This is a genomic window from Streptococcus sp. HMSC074F05 (assembly GCF_001808725.1).
Taxonomy (GTDB): Bacteria; Bacillota; Bacilli; order Lactobacillales; family Streptococcaceae; genus Streptococcus; species Streptococcus parasanguinis_I.
In genome coordinates this window covers 1-5,534 of sequence record NZ_KV794400.1, presented here as the reverse complement: position 1 = coordinate 5,534, position 5,534 = coordinate 1, and the positions used below count along the sequence as shown (strand labels likewise).

2 protein-coding genes are annotated in these 5,534 nt (G+C 40.3%); both read left to right on the top strand.

From position 1 onward, the window contains the following. Positions 1-379 precede the first annotated feature (379 nt). Positions 380-1,837 carry a glutamate--tRNA ligase gene (gene gltX / locus HMPREF2685_RS00085; protein ID WP_070464538.1) on the top strand — a complete coding sequence of 486 codons (1,458 nt, stop codon included), beginning with the start codon at positions 380-382 and terminating at the stop codon, positions 1,835-1,837. Between the two features lie 237 nt (positions 1,838-2,074). Next, a partial coding sequence (locus HMPREF2685_RS00080; RefSeq protein ID WP_148130427.1) for an accessory Sec-dependent serine-rich glycoprotein adhesin occupies positions 2,075-5,534 on the top strand: 3,460 nt, incomplete at its 3' end.

Below are 5,534 nucleotides of genomic sequence, written 5' to 3'. Positions count from 1 at the left end.
AGGGCGTAGCGGATACAGTCAAAATAGGGAGTAGGACAGAAGCGATATCATTTATAAACGCTTCGTCGTCCTACCCCCACAAGGCTGATTAGGTATTCTTCTGAGCTTAGAAAGCGACAGAAGAATCCAATCAGCTACTGTGTCTTGAATTAATTGCTATTCAGCTTGCGTTTTTTGACACAATCCGCAGCCCGTGTTCGTTTAATAAGATACCAATAGATTGGATATCAGTCAGAGCATTTGTTCTGGCTTTTTTCATATATATAGCAAGAAAGGCTAGAAAGGTCACTTATTCATTTCAGTCCTGCTTTCTTTGTGGTATAATAGGAACGATTGAAAAATGAGCTAGAAATAGCGAACAAGATAAGAGGAGAGAAATATGGCAAAAGATATTCGTGTGCGTTATGCACCAAGTCCAACAGGGCTACTACACATCGGAAATGCTCGTACAGCATTGTTTAACTACTTGTATGCGCGTCACCATGGTGGAACCTTTATCATCCGTATCGAGGATACAGACCGCAAACGTCACGTCGAAGACGGCGAACGTTCACAGCTTGGAAACCTTCGTTGGTTGGGCATGGACTGGGATGAAAGCCCAGAGACGCATGAAAACTACCGCCAGTCTGAACGTTTGGAACTCTATCAAAAATACATTGACCAACTCTTGGCCGAAGGAAAAGCCTACAAATCTTACGTCACTGAAGAAGAGTTAGCGGCTGAACGTGAACGCCAAGAAACTGCAGGTGAAACACCTCGCTACATCAACGAATACCTTGGCATGAGCGAAGAAGAAAAAGCAGCTTATATCGCAGAACGTGAAGCAGCGGGTGTGATTCCAACAGTTCGTTTGGCAGTGAATGAGTCTGGTATCTACAAGTGGCATGATATGGTCAAAGGCGATATCGAGTTTGAAGGTGGCAATATCGGTGGTGACTGGGTCATCCAGAAGAAAGATGGCTACCCAACTTACAACTTTGCTGTTGTCATCGATGACCACGACATGCAAATCTCTCACGTTATCCGTGGAGACGACCACATTGCTAACACCCCAAAACAGCTCATGGTCTATGAAGCCCTTGGTTGGGAAGCACCAGAATTCGGTCACATGACACTTATCATCAATTCTGAAACTGGTAAGAAATTGTCTAAACGTGATACGAATACCCTTCAATTTATCGAAGATTACCGTAAGAAGGGCTACCTTCCAGAAGCAGTCTTTAACTTCATCGCTCTTCTTGGTTGGAACCCTGGTGGGGAAGACGAAATCTTCTCTCGCGAAGAACTTATCCAGCTCTTTGATGAAAACCGCCTCAGCAAGTCTCCAGCGGCCTTCGACCAAAAGAAAATGGACTGGATGAGCAATGAATATATCAAGAATGCAGATCTTGCGACTATCTTTGAAATGGCCAAACCATTCCTCGAAGAGGCAGGACGTTTGACAGACAAGGCTGAGAAATTGGTGGAACTTTACAAACCACAAATGAAGTCAGTGGACGAAATTGTTCCATTGACAGACCTCTTCTTCTCAGACTTCCCAGAATTGACAGAAGCTGAGAAAGAAGTCATGGCTGGTGAAACCGTGCCGACTGTACTTGAAGCCTTCAAAGCGAAATTGGAAGCCATGTCAGACGATGAGTTTGTGGCAGAAAATATTTTCCCACAAATCAAAGCGGTTCAAAAAGAAACTGGGATCAAAGGGAAGAATCTCTTTATGCCAATCCGTATTGCCGTTTCAGGTGAAATGCATGGTCCTGAATTGCCAGATACCATCTATTTACTTGGACGCGAAAAATCCATCCAACACATTGAAAGTATGTTGGAAAAAATCAGATAATTATCAGAAAAGTCCCTATTAAATGGGGCTTTTTGTTTTACCTCTAAAGTAAAAGTATTATAGGATTTTTTCAAAAAATTGCCCCGGTTTGACAAATTGATCCTACTGAAAACGATTTTATCACTATCTAAAACAAAAATTATAAAAAAATAGCAATAATTAAGGATAATTGCTTCCAAAAATCGACAGATTAGTCTATAATGTTAGGGAAATAAAAAATGTAATAAGGAGACAGAAATGTTTTTTAAACGTTCGAACGGTGAATTCCGTGAAACGGATCGTGTGACCCGTTTCAAATTGATCAAATCAGGTAAAAACTGGTTGCGTGCTGCGACTTCTAACTTTGGTCTTTTGAAAGTCATTCGTGGTCAAGTCGAAGAGACTGTTGTAGCTGAAGTGCGTGAAGACGCAGTATCAGTGAAAGAAATGACAAGCCGTGGCTTGCTCAAAGGGATCGTAGCAGCTGGTGCTGTTCTTGGTGCAGCTACAGTAGCAAATACTGCAAAAGCAGATGAAACAGGATCAGACGTTGCGACTGCATCTGAGCTTTCAAGTGAAGCTCTTGTAGAGCAAGGAAGTACTGTACTTGGTACAACTTCAACAACTGAATCTCAATCTGAATCAACTACAGAATCAACAACTGAGTCAACAACAGAATCAGCTAGCGCTTCTGCATCTGCAAGTGCTTCAACCTCTACAAGCGTATCTGTATCTCACTCAGCTTCATTGAGCGAACAAGGTTCAGCAGAACTTTCAGCAGCTTCAAGCGAATCAACTGTAGCAGCTGGCTCTGAAGCAAGTGTAGAAAGCACTACAACAGTAGCGAAAGCTGAAGATAAAGTTGTTTTGGAACAAAACACTTCAGAAGCAGCATTGTTGAACAAGATTGCAGGAGACTACTCAGCAACTGTTTCAGCTCCAGAAAAGAAAGCAGCACTTGATGCTGCCATCGCTAAAGTTCAAACAGAATTGACAGCAAGCAACAGCTTGATCAATGCTAATGCTTCAGCTCAATCATACGCAGACCAACGCGAACGTTTGAGCAAGTCAGTAGATGACATGATGGCAACCTTGACTGCAGCAGGATTTACTGGAAATACAACAGTAAACGGTGCTCCAGCAATTTCAGCACAATTGGCACCAATCTCAACATCTACTTCTGGTAGTGTAGCTACTAAGCCGGTTATCTCAAATGCAAATGGTGCAACGATTGAAGATGCAGCCTTCAATGAAGCTGGTTATGCTTTGGATCCAAACGCTGATCGCTTCACTTTTGGTGTATGGCAATTCCTTAAAACAAACCATACTACTGGTGCTAAAACCAACTTTGATTACTATGCTACTCTTTCAGTAGACCGTTCTGCCATCACTGGTAGCCTTTCAGCTAACCCAGATGTTTACTTACGTATTGTGAAGAAATCGGATGGTTCAGAAGCTTACACACGTACTATTCATGCTGGTGAAAGCAATATCTCTCTTCCAAACTACATCACAAACAATAACTCTGATGTAACAAATACTTTGACTTATACAGGTGCTAACGGAACTGATCCAGGTAACGTAACCTTCTCATTAGTAAACGATAACCTTGAGTATGAAACACTTCAAATTCGTGATACCAACTACCCAGGTAACGAAAATGAAGATAAACCAAACGTTCAAACTTCTGTTCCTTATGCGAAAGCTGATCAAACTACTTACTATAAAGTTGTTGATAGCAGCAAGTACACAAAAGGACAAACTTATACACCAACTGGAAATGAAACAGTCCTTGCAAGCTATACGCAAACAGGTCTTGCAGGTCAACAATTCACAGCTTCAGGAAACCGTAATATTGAGGGGTATGAACAAGTTCCAGCAACAACAGACACAACTCAAAAAACATCAGGTATCCTTGGTAAGGGAGTTGTTGGTCAAAAATTGGTTGAACTTCAAGGTGGAGCAAACCACTACTACGTGAAACGTATTTCAGAAGTTGTAGATACCAATGGTTCAACAGTAACGAAATTATATGCTCTTGATCCATCACAAGTAAGCAACTTCAGTGCAAGTGATGTTGGTACAGAAGATGTATCTAAATACACACTTATTTACACATCATCTGTAAATAAAGCTGGTGATACATGGAACTCAACGGGATCAAAAACTACTCGTGTAAACAGCAAAAATGGTGACTATTATATTGATGTTGTTGAAACTGCAGGAAGCAATTCACTTGTAATTACTGGTTGGCAGTCTACTACAGAAAAAGTTAACCTTACGCACGATGAAACCAAAGTGACTGAAGGATATCCAAAACCATTTACGTCTGCACCAGATGTATCATTATCACCAGCTGGTAAAGGAAATAATAAATGGAACTTGATTGCTGGACGTAATGCCGATGTCGTTGCGAAATCTAAAGTAACACAACCAGACGGTAGCATTACCTATACAAATCTTGAAGGTTTCGCTTCATTCTCAAATAACTACTCGGTTCCATCTGCAGTTAAACCATCGACTGATGTAAATTATTACTTTGTTAAGTCAGACGAAAAAGGAAGTGTTTACGTTCACTATAGAGATACTGAAGGTAACGAAATCAAACCTTCAGTAACAGATGAAGATAAACAACCTATCAACAAAGCATATGACACAGTAGTAGATAATCGCCCAGACACAATTGAGTACAATGGTAAGACCTATGAACGTGTTCAAGCAGGAGATTATACTGTTGGTAAGGTTGGTGATGAAAGTAATCTAGTTAAATCTGATCTTTCTACAGTTACAGGTACAGATGATATTATTGGAACAGTAGCTAAAGAAGATAAGAATATAACGTATATCTATAAAGTGAAAGAAACACCAAAAGAAGGTGAAGTTGTTATCACTTATGTAGATACGAAAGGTAACGAAATCCAAAAATCTCGTCAAGATACACCTAAATCACCATATGATACACCATATGATACAACTGAAAAAGGTGAAAAACCAAATATCATCAAGACCACTGATGGTAAGACATATAAAATTGTTCCTAAAGGTGATTACCCAGTAGGAGATGTTGATGAAAATGGTCATTTGAAGTCTTCAGACCCTATTACTGGTAAAGTTGACAAACCAAAATCAACCATTACTTACGTTTATGAGGAAGTTGGAAGTGTCTTCGTTCATTATAAAGATATTAACGGAAATACGATCATGGGATCTGTTATTGATGAGCAAGATCAACCACTTGAGAAGGATTATGATACTGTAGTAGATAATCGTCCTAAAGAAATTAAATTTGAAGGTAAAACTTACGAACTTGTAGAAGCTGGTAATTACCCAGTAGGTCAAGTTGACAGCCAAGGTCACTGGACAGGTGATGATGATACGACTGGTAAAGTGGCTTCAGGTGAGAAGAATGTTACTTATATCTATAAGTTGAAAGTGGAATCACAATCAGATTCAGGTTCAAATTCAGCATCTGATACAACATCAGCTTCACAATCAGAATCAGAAGTTGTATCTAACTCACGGTCTGTATCAGAACAAGCTTCTACATCATTGTCTGAATCAGCTTCTACATCATTGAGCCAATCAGCTGTTGAATCAGCAAGTGTGTCTGCGAGTCAATCATCGTCATTGAGTACGTCAGCGCAAGAATCAGCTTCTGTATCAGCTAGTCAATCAGCGTCATTGAGCACATCGGCTTCAGCATCAGCAAGCGTATCAG